The 18,336-nt window shown below is 65.3% G+C and carries 10 protein-coding genes; 5 read left to right on the plus strand and 5 right to left on the minus strand.

Translation table 11 applies throughout. From position 1 onward, the window contains the following. Positions 1 to 87 precede the first annotated feature (87 nt). A complete protein-coding gene (locus KF886_01770; protein MBX3176065.1) occupies positions 88 to 3,837 on the minus strand; it encodes an acetylxylan esterase in 3,750 nt (1,249 codons plus the stop codon). A gap of 180 nt (positions 3,838 to 4,017) precedes the next feature. Between KF886_01770 and KF886_01775 the strand changes: the two genes are divergently transcribed. Beyond that, positions 4,018 to 4,809, plus strand: a complete 792-nt coding sequence (locus KF886_01775; GenBank protein ID MBX3176066.1) for a hypothetical protein — start codon at positions 4,018 to 4,020, stop codon at positions 4,807 to 4,809. Positions 4,810 to 5,882: 1,073 nt separating this feature from the next. Here KF886_01775 and KF886_01780 read toward each other — a convergent pair. Further along, positions 5,883 to 7,217: a replication-associated recombination protein A gene (locus KF886_01780; GenBank protein MBX3176067.1), complete on the minus strand. Its 1,335-nt coding sequence runs from the start codon at positions 7,215 to 7,217 to the stop codon at positions 5,883 to 5,885. A gap of 290 nt (positions 7,218 to 7,507) precedes the next feature. Between KF886_01780 and KF886_01785 the strand changes: the two genes are divergently transcribed. Beyond that, positions 7,508 to 10,228 carry a cation-transporting P-type ATPase gene (locus KF886_01785; GenBank protein ID MBX3176068.1) on the plus strand — a complete coding sequence of 907 codons (2,721 nt, stop codon included), beginning with the start codon at positions 7,508 to 7,510 and terminating at the stop codon, positions 10,226 to 10,228. Between the two features lie 463 nt (positions 10,229 to 10,691). Beyond that, a complete protein-coding gene (locus KF886_01790; protein ID MBX3176069.1) occupies positions 10,692 to 11,408 on the plus strand; it encodes a hypothetical protein in 717 nt (238 codons plus the stop codon). Positions 11,409 to 11,891: 483 nt separating this feature from the next. Here KF886_01790 and KF886_01795 read toward each other — a convergent pair whose 3' ends face one another. Then, positions 11,892 to 12,335 (minus strand): GatB/YqeY domain-containing protein, encoded by a 444-nt coding sequence (locus KF886_01795; GenBank protein ID MBX3176070.1) that lies wholly within the window; start codon positions 12,333 to 12,335, stop codon positions 11,892 to 11,894. A 457-nt stretch (positions 12,336 to 12,792) separates the two neighbouring features. Between KF886_01795 and KF886_01800 the strand changes: the two genes are divergently transcribed. Next, positions 12,793 to 13,167, plus strand: coding sequence for a hypothetical protein (locus KF886_01800; protein MBX3176071.1), 375 nt, complete (start codon positions 12,793 to 12,795; stop codon positions 13,165 to 13,167). A 6-nt stretch (positions 13,168 to 13,173) separates the two neighbouring features. Here the strand turns inward: KF886_01800 and KF886_01805 are convergent, their stop codons facing one another. Continuing rightward, a complete protein-coding gene (locus KF886_01805; GenBank protein ID MBX3176072.1) occupies positions 13,174 to 14,091 on the minus strand; it encodes an NTP transferase domain-containing protein in 918 nt (305 codons plus the stop codon). Between the two features lie 483 nt (positions 14,092 to 14,574). Between KF886_01805 and KF886_01810 the strand changes: the two genes are divergently transcribed. Then, positions 14,575 to 15,819, plus strand: a complete 1,245-nt coding sequence (locus KF886_01810; protein MBX3176073.1) for an ATP-binding protein — start codon at positions 14,575 to 14,577, stop codon at positions 15,817 to 15,819. Between the two features lie 124 nt (positions 15,820 to 15,943). Here the strand turns inward: KF886_01810 and KF886_01815 are convergent, their stop codons facing one another. Next, complete coding sequence (locus tag KF886_01815) at positions 15,944 to 18,223, minus strand: hypothetical protein (protein MBX3176074.1); 2,280 nt, start codon at positions 18,221 to 18,223, stop codon at positions 15,944 to 15,946. Between the last annotated feature and the right edge of the window lie 113 nt (positions 18,224 to 18,336).

The following is an 18,336-nucleotide window of genomic DNA, read 5'->3' on the forward strand; positions in this document are numbered from 1 at the left end:
CGCCCGCGCGGCAGCGGAGCGTGTGAGGCAGCCTGGTGGTGGCGTGGGCGGGCTATGTGGCAAACGGGGATGCTGTGCCTGGCGCCTTCAGCGCTCGTTCCAGACGAGCTGGTTGAGGAGTTCGGGCTGGTTTTTTGCGGCCCATAGCTTCAGGAGGACCATGGCGAGGGTGTCGCCGCGGGTGATGGCTTCGTAGTGGTCGTGCCTGGCGCTGGCGCGCGGGAGGGGGCCGCTGTCGAAGAAGATGCGGAGGGCTTCGCCGGCGAAGTATTCGGCGCGGGCGAGGTATGCGGGGTCCTGTTCGAGGAGGTGGCACTGGATCATGAGCTCGATGGCGTCGGCGAGGGCGCCGGGGTAGAGCGGGATCGTGGTGTCGGGCGCGCTGTCGAGGTATCGCGCGGCGGCGGCGCGGGCGAGTTCCCGGTATCCGGCGATGGGCCGCTGGGCGTAGCGGAGGAGGCACATGTTGGCGAGCTGGGCGTCGGTCGCCTCGCCGTAGCCGGTGGCCCAGGGTCGGGAGAAGCTGCCGGGCTCCAGGGTTTCGGTGTGGGCGGTGGTGGCGAAGCCGCGCCCGCCGGGGGCGAGGTCGTGCGCGAGGTTGAGGTAAACGCGGTCGGATTTTTCGGCGCAGGCGCGCATGCGTGCGGCGGTGGCGGCGGGCACGCGGGCGGCGCCGTCTTCCAGATCAATGGCGAGGGAGAGGTTGCTTGACGGCCAGATCATCATGCCTTTGGAGCGATCGGCGCTTTCGGCGGGGAGGGCGCCGGAAACGGGGTGGCGGCGGCCTTCGAAGTAGCCCACGAGGGTCTTGATGTGTTCGAGGTAGGCGGGGTTCTCGGTGGCGGCCCAGGCGTGCGCCCAGGTGGCGATGTAGAAGCCGCCGTGGCGGGGGTATTCGTCCTTTGTACCGGTGCGGTGGGCGGTGAAGCCGGCGTGGCGGGAGAAGGCTCCGGTGGCGTGGTCGCCGATCTGGTGCTCCCAGAGGCCGGTGGCGAATTGTGCAGCGGCTTCGGGCGCGAGGGAATAGGCGCGCGGCCAGAGGACCCAGGGCCGGAAGAATTCGTGCGTGCCGATGTCGCCGCCCGAGGCCAGGAAGGGCTTTTCCTCGCGGAAATCCCAGGAGAGGTGTTCGCCCCAGGGCAGCAGGTTCGTTTCGGGGTGGCGGGCGCGGGTGAAAAACCACTCCAGGGCGTCATCGGCGGCTTCGGCGTATCGGGTGTCGCCGGTGGTTTTCGACAGCGCGTAGAGGAGCTGGTAGAGGTTCTGATCGTGCATGGGGTTGGCGCCGGTGAGGGAACGATCATGGTTGCGGATGCCCCATTCCTCGCGCGGGATGTTTCGGACCTGTTCGAGGCGATCGCCTTCCAGCAGCGCGCCGGTGGCGCGGTCGAGCGCGGCCGCGAAGAGGGGGGTGTGCTCGTCGCCGTAACGGTCGCGCCCGTGGGCGAGCATGGCGTCGGCGTAGGCGCGCGCGGTGTCGAGGAGGCGGTCTTCGAGCGGGGTGGACGTAGTGGACGGAGTGGACGTAGTGGACGTAGTGGACAGAGTGGACGTAGTGGACGGAGTGGACGTAGTGGACAGAGTGGACAGAGTGGACGTGGTGGACGTGGTGGATGTGGTGGACGTGGTGGGCGTGGTGGATTCGCCGCGGCGAATGGACGGGGTGTTTTTTGCGCGGGCGAGGCATTGATCGACCCAGCCTTTGAAGGTGTACTCGGGGGGCGGCGGGGTGTCGAGCGGGAGGCAGGCGAGATCCGCGGGATCGCGGTAGACCGCGCCGATGTCGACGGCCGCCGTGCCGCGCTGTCGCGCCTCGGTGTCGTACAGTTTTTCGAGGCGCTGGCCCTGGCTTTCGGCCCAGGTCCCGTAATGGACGGTGGGCCAGTCCTTTTCATCCACGCGCCCCTGGAGGTGTTCTTGCATCCACTGGACGGCGCGGGGCGTGAGGATGTAGGGGCGGTGGCAGGCGTCCTGCTCGAAGGCGGCGTCGAGAGTGTGGGGGATGCCCGCGCGATCGAGAAGCGACCTGGCGGCCGCCAGGTCTTCCTTTACGCCCCGGGTGAGCGCGGCGCCATCCTCGTCGGGGTCGATGATGCTGTCGGACGTGCCGTTGAGGAAGATCGTCGCGGCGTGCGGCGCGAAGAGGGCGGTCATTTCGCCGAAGTCCATCATGGCGGCGAAGTCGCGGTAGGGGATCTGGGTGCAGGGCTTGCTCTTGACGCCGAGGCTGGGGATGTAGCCCCAGCCGCTGATGATCGCGGCTTTCACGCGGCTGTCCAGGATGGCGAGGCTGGTGTTGCTCGCGCCACCGAGCGACGAGCCGATGCTGCCGATGCGTGCGGCGTCCACATCGGGGCGGCTTTCGAGGTAGTCGATGCCGCGCATGAGGTCCCACACGATTTTGCCGAGGATGGAGCGCTTCATTTCGTTTTCCATGAAGGGGCCGCGCGCTTCCTTCGGGAGGTGGTAGAGGTCGTGGCCGCGCGCGCCCATCTTGCGTTCGGCGTGGCGCTCTTCCTCGCCGATGGTGTCGACGGCGAGAAGGGCGAAACCGTGTTTCGCGTAGAGCTGGCCAGCGTATTGCGCGTAGAGGGCGGATTTTGAGCCGCCGTGGCCGCAGGCGAGGACAATCGCGGGGAAGGGGCCCTTGCCCTCGGGGCGGTAGAGCAGCGCGGTGACGCGGGAGCCGGGTTCGCTCGCGTAGGTCACGGATTCGATGGTGTAGCCGTCTCCCGGGGTTGTGCGGTGCGTGTTGGCGTCGAGGGGCGGTCGTGATTCGGGGAGGGTAAGGGCCTCTGCCATGCCCGCGCGGAGTTTGGCGGCGCGATCAGGCCAGGCTGCGGGGTCCAGCGCGGCGGCGTGATCCCAGCGGGCCGTGCCGATGGCGAAATACTTGTTTTCGAAGGGCGGGGCCTTGCGGGAGGCGTACCAGATGCGCCAGGCGCCGTCGTCGAGCTTCAACACGGACTGGCTCGTGGTGTAGTGGGACTCCCAGGGGCGGGATTCGTCGGGAGTGAGGACGGGGTTGCGCGGGGCCTTGATCCAGGTTCGCCCGTCGAGGCTGATGGCCGCGCCGATGGCGGTGGTGTTCGGGCGTCCGGTCCAGTAGGCGCCGTACCACATGATGTAACGGTCGACGTGCTTGATTACGGCGGGGTAGAAGAGGCGGTCCCGCTCCCAGGGCTGATCGATGACGAGGCAGGGATCGGCGTCGGGTTCCCAGGCGACGCCATCGCCGCTGCGCGCGTGGCGGATGACCCAGGGCTCCGCGCGCACGTCGGTGTACCACATGCGGTATTCTCCGTCCTCGCGGATGATTGTGGGGGCGTAGACGCCGTCCAGTTGCGCGGGGGATGGGTCGGACCACGCGATGCCGTCCTCGCTGGCCGATTCGTGGAGGGTGTGTTCGCCCGAGCCGCCGGTGAGATCCGCCGCGGTGAACCACATGCGGAGTTTGCCGTTTTCGCGCAGGACCGAGCCGTCCGGGCTTCGGAGCATGGTGGGGGTCAATACCGAGCGCCGCCCGTCGCCGAAGGCGAAGACGGGATCGGGGCGCTTGGTGAAGTTCATGCCGTCGGCGCTGGTGGCGAGGCCCATCTGAAAGACGCGGCTGGCCACGTCTTTTTGGGAGCCGCAGTAGTAGAGGGAGAATACGCCGTTCTCTTCGATGACGCAGGGGGCGAAGAGGTGCGTGTCGTCGAAGGCGCCGGGGTCGCCGAGGGAGACGGCGGGCGCATTGGCATCGCGGACCCAGTGCTGGTTCAGTGCGGGATGGGTAGCGGCGGCGGCTGTGGTGTAGAAGAGCAGGCAGCACAGGATCGGGAGGCATCTTGGCATCGGGCGGGACCTTTATGGTTGAGAAGGCCGTTATACACGACGCCGCGCGGGCGGGACAATGCGGCGGGAACAAGACCGCGCGAAGTTCCCATTTTCGCTCCACTACCACTTGCATCCGGATCCGCTACAGAACATACTGGGGGTATAGACTTCGGCAGCCAACCTATGAGAGGGCACAGGATGACACGCCGCGCACTCCATATTGCTTTCATCGCTCTAAGTTTCGGCCTGGCCGGTTGCGGCTTGCCAAGCCCCGGCACCCTTCGCGGAGAGCCCATCGAGGCGCCGCCACTGGTCAAGAATCAGGCATGGGGCGATATATCACCTGCGCAGCTTTGGCGCGCGGTCCAGGACCAGGTAATTGCGATGGAGATCGCGCGGCGTGGCCTGCATGTTTCCGACGCCGAAATCGAGCGCGTCATAAGAATGAAGACCGCGGAGATGGAATCTCTCCTCCCTGGGATCTCGCAGTACTTAAACCATCAGGACGACATGGAGCGGGCCTTGTCGGCCTGGCACCAGGCGCCGGACGAAAGCGAAGCTATCTATCGGGAAATGCTCGCGCCCGTGGGGATTTCACCGGCGCTTTGGGACGGTATGAAGAATGCCTACCCCGATGCACATGCAATGAAAAAATACTGGAGGACGCGGGAACCCGCCGAAGTGAGCGAAGCAGGGCGGGAGAACACGCGCAACGAGCTGTTACGTATCGCGCTGGCCGGCGCCATCCAGGGGACGCCCGTTGTTGTGCCTGAAGAGAAATGGGAGGCGGTGCGAAGCGACTTCACTGAGGAGACAGGCCAAGAATTACCCGCGGACATGCTAATGCTCCAACTTAAGTCAGACGAGGCCGCCCGGATTATCGGCGACTGGATCGACCAAATGCTGCGCACCGGACAATTGAAACTTAGCGACGTCTACGCTGACCGTATCCGAATCTGGATGCCCGGATTACCAATAAGCGCTTGGTGAATGCGGACGGCGTCGCCCAATACATGATTTCCACCGTCCGCCATGCGCTGGCTCGCATTCTGCCCGCGGATTACGCAGAGCAGCCTTTGGCCGCAACGTAAGAAGAGATCATCACGAAGGGCGTGAGTAGAGCGAGTTTGGGAAAGGGTGTTATTCACGCGACGGCGCAAGTCGGCCATTCTGGGCGCGATGCGGGGTCAAGGCGGGCGGCGCGCTGGGGGGATTGAATTGGTGGCCACAATGAGCTCAGCGCAGCCGCGGGCCGCAACCAAAGAAATGATCACCACGAAGGGCGCGAAGGTCACGAAGAGAAAGAGAGACGACGTTTTGACCGCAGAGAACGCAGAGAGCGCAAAGGGTGATTCCTGGTACGCAGATGGATCGGGTGGATGATCGAGAGCGCATTCTTAACCACGAATGAACTCCAATGCACACGAATGCGCCTCGAGCGGCCACTGGCCGCGATCAGGATTTGTGACCACGGATGACACGGATGACACGGATGACACGGATAGCAATTGGTTCCGGTCGTTGATGCGTGCCGGCGGCTGCGCGCGATTTTCGACGCAGCCTGTTCGGATTGTTCAGCATCGGAATTGTAGCGGGGTGGAAGGGGCGGCGGGCTGCTTCTTCTCGTTTGGTTCGAGTTTCGCTTCAATCCGTGTCATCGGTGTAATCCGTGGTCAATTGAGGAATACCGGCCACGAAATTCATGGGACGGCCCGGAAATTCTCCTTGGAGTTTCCAATTCGTAAATGCTTTTACAACAGATTGTTATGGAGATTTTGCGCGCAAGAACTTGCAGAAAAAACAAGAAAATGACGGATAGTAGTACAAAGAACACAAAGTGGAATGATTTGTCTTTGGTGGGATTTCGAGACTTCGGAGCAACAGGTTAATCGAATGCGCCGCGCACGCTGTCGCTGGCTGGAAGCCCAAGCCGCGTTGGCGCACGTTGATCGGTTGCGGCGATGGTGGATTCACGGCGACTGTCCAGATTTGCCCGGAAATGTTCAGGAGATCAAGAGGTTGACAGTTAGTAGTACGGATTAGACTCGCCAGGAAACTCGAGGCTAGTCGTTGCGTTTCTCACGGTCGCGCTCGTCGAGGTTTTCCATGCGCGCGCGGATTTCGGCTTCTTTTCCGTTGGCGGTGGGGCGGTAGTAGGTTCCGCGCGGCACGCCGTAGTCCTGGGGGACGTAGTTGTCCTCGAAGTCGTGGGCGTACTGGTAGTCCTTGCCGTGGCCGAGGCGTTTCGCGCCCTTGTAGTGGGCGTCTTGCAGGTGCTGGGGAATTTCCACCGTCTTGCCCTCGCGCACATCGGCCAGGGCGGCGTCGATCGCGGTGTAGGCGGCGTTGCTCTTGGGCGCGGCGGCGATGTAGGTGACGGCCTGGGACAGGAGGATCCGGGCTTCGGGCATGCCGATGAACTCGCAGGCCTGGAAGGCGGCGTTGGCCAGGACGAGGGCCATGGGGTCGGCGTTGCCGACGTCTTCGGCGGCGGCGATGCAGATGCGGCGGGCGACGAAACGGGGCGTTTCGCCGGCTTCGAGCATGCGGGCCATCCAGTAGAGGGCGGAATCGGGGTTGCTTCCGCGCATGGACTTGATGAAGGCGGAGGCCGCGTCGTAGTGGGCGTCGCCCGTGCCGTCGTAGTGGAGGAGTTTCCGCTGGATGGACTCGCGGGCGGCCTCCAGGTCGATGTGGAGCTTTCCTTCGGTGGGCGGTGTGGTCAGCAGGGCGACTTCCAGGGCGTTGAGGGCGCGGCGGACGTCGCCCTCGGCGTAGCGCGCGATGTGGTCGAAGGCGTCGTCGTCGACGGTGATTGCGGCGGGGTCCATGCCCAGTTCGGGGTGGGTGAGCGCGCGGCGCATCAGGCGGACCAGGGCGGCTTCGTCGTGCCGCTTGAACTCGAAGATCTGGGAGCGCGACAGGAGCGGCGCGACGACGGAGAAGAAGGGGTTTTCGGTGGTGGCGCCGATGAGGGTGATGTTGCCGTTTTCCACGTCGGGCAGGAGCGCGTCCTGTTGGGCGCGGTTGAAGCGGTGTAGCTCGTCGACGAATACGATGGTGCGGCGCTGTTCGTGGATGCGGCGCTGTTTGGCCTGGGCGAGGAGTTCCCGGAGCTCCTTGACGCCGGAGGTGACGGCGTTGAGGGGTTCAAAGGCCGATTTGGTGCGCATGGCGATGATGCGGGCGAGGGCGGTCTTTCCGGTGCCGGGGGGGCCGTAGAGGATGAGCGAAGTGATGCGGTCGGCTTCGATGGCGCGCCGGAGGAGCTTGCCTGGCCCGAGGATGTGTTCCTGTCCGGCGAATTCGTCGAGCGTGCGCGGGGCCACGCGCCGCGCGAGGGGGGCCTCGGCGCGGAGGCGATCGGCGGCGGCGGCTTCAAAGAGATCTTCGGGCATGGGGAGTTCCTGACACGTCCAAACTATGCCCGCCGCGCGCCGTGCGGATCAATATGCGCCTCCGCTCGTGTCTTCGGACACGATGGCCCCGAGGAAACACGTGAATCGGGTGCGCCGGCATGCGGCAGGATCGAGCGTTTTGGCGTTGCGCCCCACCGATCCCGAGGCGGCGGCGAAGGGCGTAATGCCCGGATGTAAGTGGACAGAATGATCCGCGATTCGGTATAAGCAACCTTCGGATGGCTGGAAACAACCAGACACGAAGGCACGAAGTTATGAAGACGACGCGGATGGATGGCGCCTCGCCCACGGCCACGCGGCGCGCCTGGCATGCACTGGAGAGCGCGGAGGCCCTCGAGCGGCTGGAAAGCTCCGAGAACGGACTCGCCTCCGACGAGGCCGCACGGCGCCTCGAAGAGCATGGCGCCAATCGGCTCGCCCCGCCGGCGGGCAAGTCGCCCCTCCTGCGTTTCCTCTCCCACTTCCACAACATGCTGATCTATCTGCTGCTCGTGGCCGCCGTGGTCACCGCCCTGCTCGGCCACTGGGTGGACACAGGCGTCATCATGGGCGTCGTGTTCATCAACAGCTTTATCGGCTTCATGCAGGAAGGCAAGGCGGAACGGGCGCTCGACGCCATCCGCAACCTCCTCTCCCTGAAGGCGATGCTGCTGCGGGACGGGCGCAAGGCGCCTGTGCCGGCGGAGGAGATCGTCCCCGGCGACATCGTGCTCCTTCAGTCGGGGGACAAGGTGCCCGCGGACCTGCGGCTAATCAAGGCGAAGAACCTGCGCATCGACGAGTCCATCCTCACGGGCGAGTCGGTGGCGGCGTCGAAGCACACGGACTGTGCGCCGGAGCCGGCGGCATTGGGCGACCAGCGGTCGATGGCCTTTTCGGGCACGCTGGTCACTTACGGCCAGGCCACGGGCGTTGTGACGGCGACGGGCGAGCACACCGAAATTGGCCGGATCAGCGCCATGCTTTCCGATGTGGAGCCCCTGGCGACGCCACTGATCCAGAAGATGTCCGCCTTTGGCCGCGTCCTGGCCGTGGTCATCATTGGTGTTGCGGCCGTGACCTTCTCCATCGGCGTATTCGTCCACAGCTTTCCCGCAGGCAGTACGTTCCTCGCCGCCGTGAGCCTGGCCGTGGCGGCCATTCCGGAGGGCCTGCCGGCCATCATGACCATCACGCTGTCCATCGGCGTGCAGCGCATGGCGGGGCGGCACGCCATCATCCGGCACTTGCCCGCCGTGGACACCCTGGGCGCCGTGACCACCATCTGCTCGGACAAGACCGGCACGCTTACCCGCAACGAGATGACGGCGCGTTCGGTGCATCTTCCGGACCAGCGCTTCGCCGCGGAAGGCGTGGGCTACGCCCCCCGGGGCCAACTGCACCTCGACGGCGAGGCGGTCGGATCGCCCGCCGAGCATCCCGCCTTGCTGGCCCTCCTTGAGACCGGGCTCTTGTGCAACGACGCGTCACTCCGGGAGGACCAGGGGCAATGGCACATTGACGGCGACCCGACGGAGGGCGCGCTCCTCGTGCTGGCGCAGAAGGCCGGACTCGACCCCGAGGCCCTGTCGGAAGCCCACCCCAGGCTTGACTCCATTCCCTTTGAATCGGAGCACCGCTACATGGCCACGCTGAACGGCGACGGCGCGGGCGGCACGCGTATCTGCGTGAAGGGCGCGCCCGAGCGCATCCTGGACATGTGCACCGCCCAGGGCTGGGGCGAGGACGAATGCGCCCTCGACCGGGCCTACTGGGAGCAAGTGCTCGACGGCGAGGCCCAGTTGGGCCAGCGGCTGCTGGCGGTGGCCTACCGCACGTCCGAACCGGATCGCAGCACGTTGGACATGGCGGTCGTGGAGGGCGGCCTGACGCTCCTTGGCGTGGTGGGCATCATCGACCCGCCGCGGGACGAGGCCATTCGGGCAATCGCCGAATGTCAGTCGGCGGGCATCCGCGTGAAGATGATCACCGGCGACCACGCGGCGACGGCCAGGGCTATCGGCCAGGAACTTTCCATCGGCGACGGCAAGCACGCCCTCACGGGCCGCGACCTCGACAAAATGGGTGACGACGAGCTTCGGAAGGCGGTCGAGGAGACGGACATCTTCGCTCGGGTTGACCCCGAACACAAGCTACGCCTTGTTCGGGCGGTCCAGGCGAACGGCCACGTGGTGGCCATGACGGGCGACGGGGTGAACGACGCCCCGGCGCTGAAAAGCGCGGACGTGGGCGTGGCCATGGGCCGGCGGGGCACGGAGGTCTCGAAAGAGGCGTCGGACATGGTGCTTACCGACGACAACTTCGCCTCCATCGCCCATGCCGTCGAGGAAGGGCGCACGGTCTACGACAACCTCCGCAAGGCGATCCTTTTCGTGCTGCCCGCGAGCGGCGGCGAGGCGCTGACCATCATCGCGGCCGTCCTGCTCGGTTGGGAGGAGATGCCCATCACGCCGGTCCAGATTCTCTGGGTGAACATGGTGTGCTCCATCACCCTCGGTATCGCCCTGGCCTTCGAGCCGCCCGAGAAGGACGTGATGCGGCGCCCCCCGCGCCACCCAAAGGCGAACCTCCTGTCCAGCCACTTCCTGTGGCGCATCTCCTTCGTATCCGCGCTATTGTGCGCGGGCACTTTCGGGGTCTTCCTATGGGCATTGGACAAGGGCGCCGACATCGAAGTCGCCCGCACCGCCGCGGTGAACACCCTCGTGTTTTTCGAGGTCTTCTACCTCTTCGGCGTCCGCCACATCCACTCATCCGTGCTCAACTTCGAGGGCATATTTGGCAACCGCGTGGTCCTCGCGGCCGCACTGACCATCGTCGTTGCTCAGTTGTTATACACCTACGTTCCTCTCTCGCACACGCTCTTTGGCACCGCGTCCCTCAACCCCGCCTTCTGGGCCGTCATCCTCGCCGTCGCGGCCGTGGTATTCGTTGTCGTCGAAATGGAAAAGGTGATTCTGGCTCGTATTCGCTTCGCCAAGATTTCCTAGCCCTCTGGGCCGGAACGCCGCCGCCGCGGACAGGGCGCGGCCACCAAGTATGCCCGAGAGACTCACCTTTTGGGCGAGACGGGTATGTCCACCTTGATCCCGGCGACCATGAGGAACCGTACGGCGGCCAGGTTGGCGACGGCGTTTGACCCTTCGGCGGGGAAGAGGTATTCGCGGGCGGTGTGAATTCTGCGAGCGCCTGGGGGTTTGGTGGTTTCCGAGTTTCTAACCTGTTTTGCGGTAATTGCTTGCGCGGTGTCCCGGCGGCTGGCGGCTGCGGCGCCAGACTTGTTGCAGCGGGCGTGGATGTCTGCTATGCTGGAGGTGGCAGTGATGTCGTTTGTCCCAGGTGACATTGTGATTCAATTGTCGTGAATAGACCTTACGCAGTACTGTGCTGCGGCCAATTGCTCGGGTACAGTGAGTCGGGTTGCATCAACCAAACATTCAGGAGTGCACTGGTATGATCGAAGAACGCGAACAGAACGTTGTAGAAGAAACCGCTGCTCGCGGTGGCAGTCTGAAGAAATGGGCGGTGTTTACGGCGGCGATGGTGGCGCTGTCCGGCGTGGCGACCGCGACGGCGCTTGCCGGCGCTGGCGAGGGCACGTGCCCGCTTTCGGCCGCGAAGGCGCTTGCGGCGTCCTCCGAGGGTGAAGCCAAGACGTGCGACAAGGCGACGGCGGCTTCCTCCGAAGGCGAGAAGGCGTGCGACAAGGCGAAGACGTGCGACAAGGCGACGGCGGCTTCTTCCGAGGGCGAGAAGGCGTGCGACAAGGCCAAGACGTGCGACAAGGCGACGGCGGCTTCCTCCGAGGGCGAGAAGGCTTGCGACAAGGCCAAGACCTGCGACAAGGCGACGGCGGCTTCCTCCGAGGGCGAGAAGGCGTGCGACAAGGCGAAGGCCGCCTCTTCCGAAGGTGAGAAGAAGGACGGCTGCTGCCCGTCGAAGGTAGCGAAGGCTGCCTCCTCCGAGGGCGAGGCGAAGACCTGTGACAAGGCCAAGGCGGCTTCCTCCGAAGGCGAAGCCAAGACTTGCGACAAGGCCAAGGCCGCTTCTTCCGAGGGCGAGAAGTCTTGCGACAAGGCGAAGACCTGCGACAAGGCGACGGCGGCTTCCTCCGAAGGCGAGGCGAAGACCTGCCCGCTTTCCGCCAAGAAGGCCGCTGAAGCGGTCTGATTCGCATCAGTTTAGACATCATTGCGCGCCCGTTGGATAATCCAGCGGGCGCGTTTTTTTTTGTGCACCCGGGCCGGGGATTGAATCGCTCGCCCGGGCATCCTTTGTGTCGCTGGCGTTCGTGAACACGGGCACACGAACGGGCGTTGCCCGATCGCGTGGCACGGTGTGGTTCTGGTGCTGGTTGGATGTGGGGCTTGAATCGCTCGCCCGGGCTTTCTATGTATCGCTGGCGTCCGTGAACACGGGCACACGAACGGGCGTTGCCCGATCGCGTGGCACGGTGTGGTTCTGGTGCTGGTTGGATGTGGGGCTTGAATCGCTCGCCCGGGCTTTCTTTGTGTCGCTGGCGTTTGTGACTACGGGCACACGAACGGGCGTTGCCCGATCGCGTGGCACGGTCGGCGGCCTGGGTTGAAACGAAACGGGCGCGTATCCCGGGGAGGGGTGCGCGCCCGATTATGCGGTTCTTGATGTGTGGGGTCAGCCGAGGGCTTCGCGGCAGAGGTCGTTGAGCATTTTGCCGTCGGCCTGGTCGCCCAGTTCCTTTTTCAGGGCGCCGGTGAGCTTGCCCGCGTGGGTGACGTCGGGGTTGGCGGCGAGGAAGGCCTGGATCTTCTCGCGGACCTGCGCTTCGGAGAGCTGTTTGGGGAGGAACTCTTCGAGGATGGCGATCTCGACTTTGAGTTTTTCCACTTCCTCGGTCTTGCCGAGTTCGGCGTAGGTATCCACGCTCTGTTGGCGTTTCTTGGCTTCGGAGCGCAGGGTGGCGATGGCCACGTCGTCGGCGAGGCCCGCGTCCTTCGCGCCTTCCTTCTCCTTCACCAGCAGGGCGGCCTTGGCCATGCGCAGGCATTCGAGGCGCAGGTGGTCCTTGTTTTTCATGGCTTCCTTGAGGGCCTGCTGCACGTCGTCCTTGATGCTCATTCGGGTGTTCTCCTGGGGCGTTTGGGGTTTGGCGGGTATGGTAGCACGCTGCGGGGGGTTGAGGGTACAGGGGCACTCGGGGCGTTGCGTCACCCATTAAGGATGAAAATGGACGGCGGCTTCGCCGCCTGGCAGGCGGGGACGCCTGCGCTCCCAGCCTTTGCCGCTTCCTTGGGAGGGATGCCGTAATCTGGTTTGTATGAGGCAGTTGTGGTGATGCTGAGGCGTATTTGTTCAGTGCAGAGCAGCATTCGCGGAGCTTGAGGGGCGGAGATCCGCCGCAGGAGGATGGCGTCCCTGGCTCCGCCTGATCGATCGCGGCAGTTCCCGGGCGAAGAAAAAGCGAAGAATAACCCCCTTGTTTTCAAAGTACTTTTTCACCCTCCCGAACCTACGCTGGTTCTTGTTCGAGGGCGGCATCCGAAGGGGATGCCCGCGACGGCAAGAGGGAAAGCTGATGGAACGGGAATTTCGCAGGTTTGGGGATCGCTACCAGGTGACGTGTTGTCCGGAGTTGATGGCGGCGTACCGGAACGAGGACAGCCCGTGGAGCGAAAGCGAGGCGGAGGTTGCGGCGGCGATTGCGTGGGGCATGGAGAAGGCCCGCCTGTTGCGGTGGGTTCGCGCGCAGATGCGGCGGCGGCTTACCGCGAGGCAGCGGCGCTGCATTGAGCTGTATTACTTTGAGGGGCTGACCCACGAGGAGGTCGGGCGGCGGCTGGGATGCAGCACTTCCTCGTCGTGCCGCTCCGTGCAGCGGGGCATCGCGCGGTTGCGGATTGCGGCGCGGGTGGACCCGCCGGGCGGCGTGCGGCGGCTGTTCCGCCGGTAGCCGGGCTCAGGGGGCGATCAGGACGCCGGTGTAATCCTCCGTGGCGTCCACAATGGTCCCGGGCAGCACGACACAGCGTTCGAGGCGGATGGGGTGCAGGACCCGCACCCCGTCCCCCAGCACGCTCCCATTGATGGCGCAGCCCGGGGCCAGGCGGCAATCGTGGCCCAGCAGGTGGGGCAGCCCGCGCCGGGCGAGTTCGCGGACGGAGCAGGTGACGAGGTCGTTTGGCTCGGTGATGTTCATATCCCACGCGACCATCGGAACCGCGTGCACGGGGGCGCCGTGCTCGACGAGGCGCTGGATGGCGTCGGTGAGTTCGTATTCGTTGCGCAGGGCGGAGCGCGGGGTTTCCCGGATGGCGTCGAAAAGGCGGCGGTCGGCGAGGTAGAGCCCGCAGCCCTTGCAGCGGGTCGGCGGGTGGGCCGGCTTTTCTATCAGCCGGCTTACGCGCCCGGCGGCATCGGTCTCGACGCTGAAATTGCGGCGGACGGCGTCGAGGTCCTCGTCTTCCCGCACAGCCAGGGCCACGGCGGCGCGGTGTGTTTCGAAGGCCGCGCGGAGGGCGTCCAGGTGGTCGAATTCGAAGTAGATATCGCCGAGAAGGAGGTAGAAGGGGCGATCCAGGTACGCTTCGAGCTGGCCGACGGCGTGGGCGAGCCCCTGGCGATCGGTTTGCTCGGCGTAGGTGATGGAGAGCCTCCACGCTTCGCCGTTGCCGAGGGCCTGGCGGATCTGGTCGCCGAGGTGGCCGACTACGATGATGACATCGCGCACGCCGAGCCGGCGCAGGGTGTCGAGGTGGCGGTGGATGAGGGGGATGTTGCAGACCGGGAGGAGCGCCTTGGGGTAGCGGTCCGCGATGGCGCCCATCCGGGCGCCGTGGCCGGCGGCCAGAATGACGCCCTGGCAGGGGCTGGACATGGCTTTGGGCTCCTTTTCCCGGTAGGGCTTCGGGTCAGGGGCGCATTGTGGCGCAGCCCGCAGGGTGGTGGCAAGTTTATTGGGGGGCGCGTGGAGAATCGTTTGGGAACGGGGCGGCAATGCGTTGAAAATTCTTGTCGGGCTATCTCTTTCGGGGGTAGTTTGTAAGTTGTTCTATATCATTTATTTATGGGCATGGCTTTCCAAGAAATGTTCCAAAATGGAAATATAACCTTTCAATTGGCCGATATATAACCTTGCAATCAGCCGAAGTTTTGGATTGCAATTGGCCGACTTTCGGAGCAATGAGGTGTGCGGTGGGGGCGCTGTATTTCAATTGGCCGGGATATAAGGTTTCAATTGGCCGAAGCAAAAACTTTCAATCAGCCGAAGTTTTTGCTTGCTATTGTCGCCCGAAAAGGTTACAATCAGCCGAAATAAAACCTTTCAATCAGCCGCAGTATAACCTTGCGATCAGACGCCATGAGCAGCCCCGATACCTATACCCGATTCGTCATGCCACGCCTCGACGAGGCGCTGGACGATTCGCCCGTGGTGCTCATCGACGGCCCCCGCCAGTGCGGTAAAACGACGCTGGCGCAGCAGGCCGGGGCGGCGCGCGGATACGCCTATTTCAGTTTCGACGACGACGTGGTGCTGGCGGGCGCCACCGCCGATCCGGCGGGCTTCATCGACGATCTTCCGCCGTACAGCATCCTGGACGAGATCCAGCGGGCGCCGGATCTGTTTCGCGCGATCAAGGCGAGCGTGGATCGGAAGCGGACGCCGGGGCGCTTCATGCTGACGGGGTCGGCGAACGTGCTGCTGGTTCCGCGGCTTTCGGATTCGCTGGCGGGCCGGATGGAAATCCTCCGGCTGCACCCGCTGTCGCAATGCGAGCTGGCGGGGGTGGCTCCGGACTTTCTGGACGCGGTGTTTGGAGACGGTTTTCCGATGGCGAAGGTCCCGCGCCTGCAGCGGACGCTGGCGGACCGGATCGCGGCGGGCGGCTACCCCGCGGCGCTGGCGCGGGCGTCATACCGGCGCCGGTCGCGCTGGTACAGCGACTACCTGACGACGCTGGCGCAGCGGGACGTGCGGGATCTGGCGCGGATCGCGTCGCTGGACGCGCTGCCCCGGCTGCTGTCCCTGACGGCAAGCCAGACGGCGCGTCTGTTGAACGTATCGGACCTGGCGTCGCCGTTCCAGTTGAGCCGCCCGACGATCCGCGACTACATGACGCTGCTTGCGAGCGTGTTTCTGGTTGACGAGCTGCCGCCTTGGCACACGAACCGGCTGAGCCGCCTGATCAAGACGCCGAAGCTGCACATCGGCGATACGGGGCTGGCGTGCGCGCTGCTCGGGGTCGACGCGGCGGGGCTCTGGGCGGACCGGGAGCTGCTCGGGCAGTTGCTGGAGACCTTTGTCTACCAGGAACTGCGGCGGCAGGCGAGCTGGCGGGAGGATCCCATCAGCTTCAACCACTTTCGCGACAAGGATGGCGCGGAGGTGGACGTGGTGCTGACGTGCGGGCAGCGGGTGGCGGGGGTGGAGGTGAAGGCGTCGGCCACGGTGAAAAAGCATGATTTCCGCGGGTTGCGCAAGTTGCAGGCGGCCAGCGGGAAGCGATTCCAGTGCGGGGTCGTGCTGTACGACGGCGAGACGGCCGCGCCGTTTGGCGACGGGATGTACGCTGTGCCGATCCGGCGTCTGTGGGAGCCCGGGTGAAACGCCGGGACGGCAGGGACTTCAGCGACAGCGTGGATTTCGATTCCTGCTGACGCTGCTGGCCCTGCCGTCGCTGAAAACCACCGCTTTTCCGTGCAAGGTGGAATTCGGGCCGCAATTACTGTCAGGGTGTTCGCGCGAAATTCAGCTTGTCGCGGAGAAACTGGAAGGTGCCGACGCCATTGATCTTGTGGGGCCCGTTGAACCACTCGATGGCGGTTTCGTCGGTGAGGCCGAGGAGATCGTAGCGGTTGCGGACGCGCGCGAACTCGTAGCCGACCCACTCGTCCGGCGCGACGCCGTCCCAGTGGCCGCGTTCGACCATGAAGGGGCGGGGGCAGATGAGCCAGGCCATTTCGGCGTAGTTGAAGGTCTCGCCGAGGTTCCACTCGAACATTTCGTATTCACCGTGAAACATGTAGCTGGTGATTCTCCGGCGGGTGACGTTTTTCCAGATCCATTCGTTGAAATCGCCGGAGCAGATGGAGAGGCAGTATTCCTCCAGCACGGCGGGCACGCGCATGGCGGTCTTTCCGCCGTAGCTGAGGCCGTAGAAGGCGATGCGATCGGGATCGACAAAGGGGAGGCCGCCGAGCCACTTCAGGGTTTGCCGGTGCTGCTCAATGATGTAGCTGAAGAGCGAGAGGCGCAGCGGGTTGGCTTTTCGCTGCACGGAACGGAAATGGTCGCCGCCGATGTAGGGGTTCTGGGGGGCATAGACGATGAAACCCTCCTCGGCCAGCTTGCAGCCGTATTGTACGTAGTAGTGGCTGTTGATCGCCGGGTCGGTTATCTCCTGGGGGCGGCCTTCGAGCCCGTGCTGGCAGACGACGACGGGGCGGCGCTCACCGGGCTTGATGCCCTTGGGGAGCAGGAGGATACCGTACGCGAAGACGTCCTCGTATACATCCAGCACGACCTCGTGGCCGGTGTAGTGATCGGTTTCATAGACCTGGCGCGTACGCGGGTTCAGCGGAATCGTGCTTTCCGGGAGGCTGCCGATGATTTCCTCGTGAAAGATGCGGCGATATTCGGCGGTGGAGGCGACCCATGTGGCTGCGCTGGCCGCGTCGGCGTTGCTCCAGAACGTCGCGCGGGTATGGGGCGCTTCCTCCAGGATCCGGTCGACCCAGTCCAGCATGCCCTCGACCTGGCGCTTCATGCGGACGCGCGCATCGGGCAGCTCCCGGAGCGGTTCCGGTGGGGCGGCGCTGGACGGCTGTGTCAGCTCCAGCGTTTTCGCGAACTGTTGGAGGGTTTCGTCCTGCCCGGCCTCCCGGCCTGCCTGGCCAGCGATCCGTATCCAGGGCGCGTCTGGCTTATTCGCGACGTAGGACTCGGCGCGGGCCACTTCGGCCTGGATGGCGTCGATGGGGGGGGCGGGCACGGCTCCGGGCGCGGCTCCGTGGGGGCGGCCTTCGGTCATGGGCGGCCCGGAGACGGCGGGCGGGGCCGCGGGCTCGATGATCAGCGCGCGGGGGGCGACGAGCGCCGCCAGCTCCGCATCGCCAAAGTCGGAAAGCAATCCCCAGACATTCCGGTAGATGGGCTCGGCCCATAGGCCCTCGCGCGGGCCGAAATAGCCGGAGACCACTGCCGCGCCGATACGCGTGTCGAGCGCGGCGGCGTGCAGGGCCAGCAGGCCGCCCTCGCCGTAGCCCATCACGCCGAGGGGCAAGCCGGGGCCACGGCGCACGAGCCAGTCCGCGCCGGCGAGGGCCTTTTGCAGCTCGAAGCCGATGACGTGGCGGCCCATTTCGTAGGCGCCCCGGTAGATCCACTCGCGGTGCGGCTGGTTCGTCATGCGGACATCGGGATGGCCCGACCAGGTGTCCGTGCGATCGGCCAGCACGGGAATCAGGATGCGCGCGCCGGCGGCGGCGAGTCGCAGGGCGTATGGATTGCCCCCGCCCTCCAGGCCGAGCAGGGCCTCCGGGTTTTCGTCGGCGTCGGGCAGGAGGATGAGCGAAGCGCGCGCGGGTTCATCCGGCTCGACCAGCAGGCCTTCGCCCCAGGCATTGCCGAAGACGGGCCAGCGCACGGCGTAAATGTGGTAGCCCTCGCCGCGCGCCAGCGGACCTTCCTCGCCCGGTGCGGCGATGGTCTCGACGTCGCCCCGGACGCGGGCGTCGACGGCGCCGAGGATCGTGCGGAGATCGGCGCGATTTTCCGCCGCGAAGGCGCCCGTGAGGGGGGAAGCGCTCCAGCGGGCCGACCGATCTTCGCGTGCGGCGTCGATCCGCCGGTCCAGGTCGGCGTGCAGGCCATCCACCATGCGCGTGGCTAGATCGCCTTCCCAGTCGAGCGGCGCGACATCGGGCAGCAATTGCGCCGCCGCCGTGGTTGCCAGCAAGAGGGCGGACGCGAATAGGGCCAGAGATTGCTGAATCTGGTTGACGCGCATCGAATCGACTCCCGTTTCGTCTGGGCGGAACACCGGCGGGGGCGGCACGCCGCAAAAAAAACCTGTCGGGCGGGCCCGCGATTGTGGGCGGCGCCCGGTGTGTGTTTTGTGGT

Source organism: Candidatus Hydrogenedentota bacterium, assembly GCA_019637335.1.
Classification (GTDB): Bacteria; Hydrogenedentota; Hydrogenedentia; order Hydrogenedentales; family JAEUWI01; genus JAEUWI01.